Source organism: Pseudomonas sp. SDO5591_S426 (assembly GCF_054070755.1).
In genome coordinates this window covers 1-1489 of the sequence record NZ_JBSVXD010000394.1, presented here as the reverse complement: position 1 = coordinate 1489, position 1489 = coordinate 1, and the positions used below count along the sequence as shown (strand labels likewise).

Genomic DNA, 1489 nt, shown 5'->3' with positions numbered 1-1489 from the left:
GGGTGCATCCAGTTTGTAGGAGCTGCCGCAGGCTGCGATCTTTTTGTTTTACTGCACGCAGGTCTGGCGCATCAGCACTCGCTCCCGCACCACGTCATACACCCAGTGATAAACGTAGGTGTACGGCAGGAAAAACAGCAGCACGCCGATATCCAGCAGGAACGCCTGCCACAGGCTGACATTCAACCACCACGCAATCAACGGCACACCGAGGGCAACCAGTCCGCCTTCGAACAACAGCGCGTGCACCACGCGGACCCAAGCGTTGTGTGCAATGGCCAAGCGTTTGAGCACCCGGTCGAACAACCCGTTGAAGACTACGTTCCAGGCCAGCGCCAGTACGGCAATGACCATGGTGACGACGCCCATTTCCAGCATCGGTTTGTCCATGATCCAGGCCAGCAACGGCGTACAGATCAGAATGGCCAGCAATTCGAAACCAATGGCCTGGAAAATACGTTCAGTGATGGATTTGTTGGCGCTCATGGCCTGACTCCCTGAGTGACTGTGGTTGCCATGATCTGTCATCACACCGATACTTCATAACCAATAACCATCGATCAAGGCGATAGTTCATGGCCTCTCATGAAGTGCTGCTGGCGTTTGTCGAAGCCGCCACCCAAGGTTCGTTTTCCGCTGCGGCGCGCAAGTTGGGCCGCAGTCAGTCGACCATCAGCGCGGCGGTGGCCAGCCTGGAAATCGACCTGAACCTGACGCTGTTCGACCGCAGCAGCCGTAAACCCGGCCTGACCCCGGCCGGGCATGTGGTGCTGCAACGGGCGGAAGAGATTCTGGCGGCCACCAGCCGTCTGGAAATGACCGCCAGCCAACTGTCGCAAGGGGTGGAGGCGAAGCTCACCGTGGCGCTTTCCGACACCTATCAATCCGACCGTTTCGAAGCCTCACTCAGTGCGTTCGAACAGCGTTACCCGGACCTCGAACTCGAATGCCTGATCGCCGAATGCGACGATCTGGTGGCGTTGGTGCAAAGCGGTCGGGCGCAGATTGCCTTCGCCGAAATGCAGGACAGTTATCCGCCGGACCTGGTCAATTCGACGGTGGACGAACGCACGGAAATCGCGCTGTTCGTGTCGCCCGAACATCCGTTGGCCACGTTGAAACACATCGACCAAGACGCGCTGCAACAACACCGCGAATTGCGCCTGGCAACCATCGTCAATCCGTATGAGAGCCGGGCGAAGGGCCGCGTCTGGTCGGCGCCGAGTTATTTGATGCTGCTGGAAATGGCCCAGGGTGGTTTTGGCTGGACGCCGTTGCCACGCTGGCTGGTGGCGCGTTTTGGGCCGGGCACTTTGCAGGAGCTGCAAGTGCGCGGCTGGCCGAAAACAGTGTCGGTGGATGCGCTGTGGTCGAGGCAGAATCCGCCGGGGCCGGCGGGGAGTTGGTTGTTGGGGAAGATGCTGGAATAGTGGTGAAGCTACTGGCCTCATCGCGGGCAAGCCCGCTCCCACAGTGGTCGGTGGTGAAC

2 protein-coding genes are annotated in these 1489 nt (G+C 59.6%); one reads left to right on the top strand and one right to left on the bottom strand.

Features of this window, described 5'->3' with window-relative positions; genetic code table 11:
• Positions 1-48: 48 nt before the first annotated feature.
• Positions 49-486, bottom strand: coding sequence for a multidrug/biocide efflux PACE transporter (locus ACW9JC_RS30235; protein WP_457459646.1), 438 nt, complete (start codon positions 484-486; stop codon positions 49-51).
• 89 nt (positions 487-575) lie between these two features.
• On the opposite strand from ACW9JC_RS30235, the gene ACW9JC_RS30230 reads away from it, so the two are divergent.
• Positions 576-1430, top strand: coding sequence for a LysR family transcriptional regulator (locus tag ACW9JC_RS30230; protein ID WP_457459644.1), 855 nt, complete (start codon positions 576-578; stop codon positions 1428-1430).
• Positions 1431-1489 lie beyond the last annotated feature (59 nt).

Coding starts and splice junctions, on each gene's coding strand:
- ACW9JC_RS30230 (WP_457459644.1), top strand. CDS start 576: ATGGCCTCTCATGAAGTGCTGCTGGCGTTTGTCGAAGCCGCCACCCAA.
- ACW9JC_RS30235 (WP_457459646.1), bottom strand. CDS start 486: ATGAGCGCCAACAAATCCATCACTGAACGTATTTTCCAGGCCATTGGT.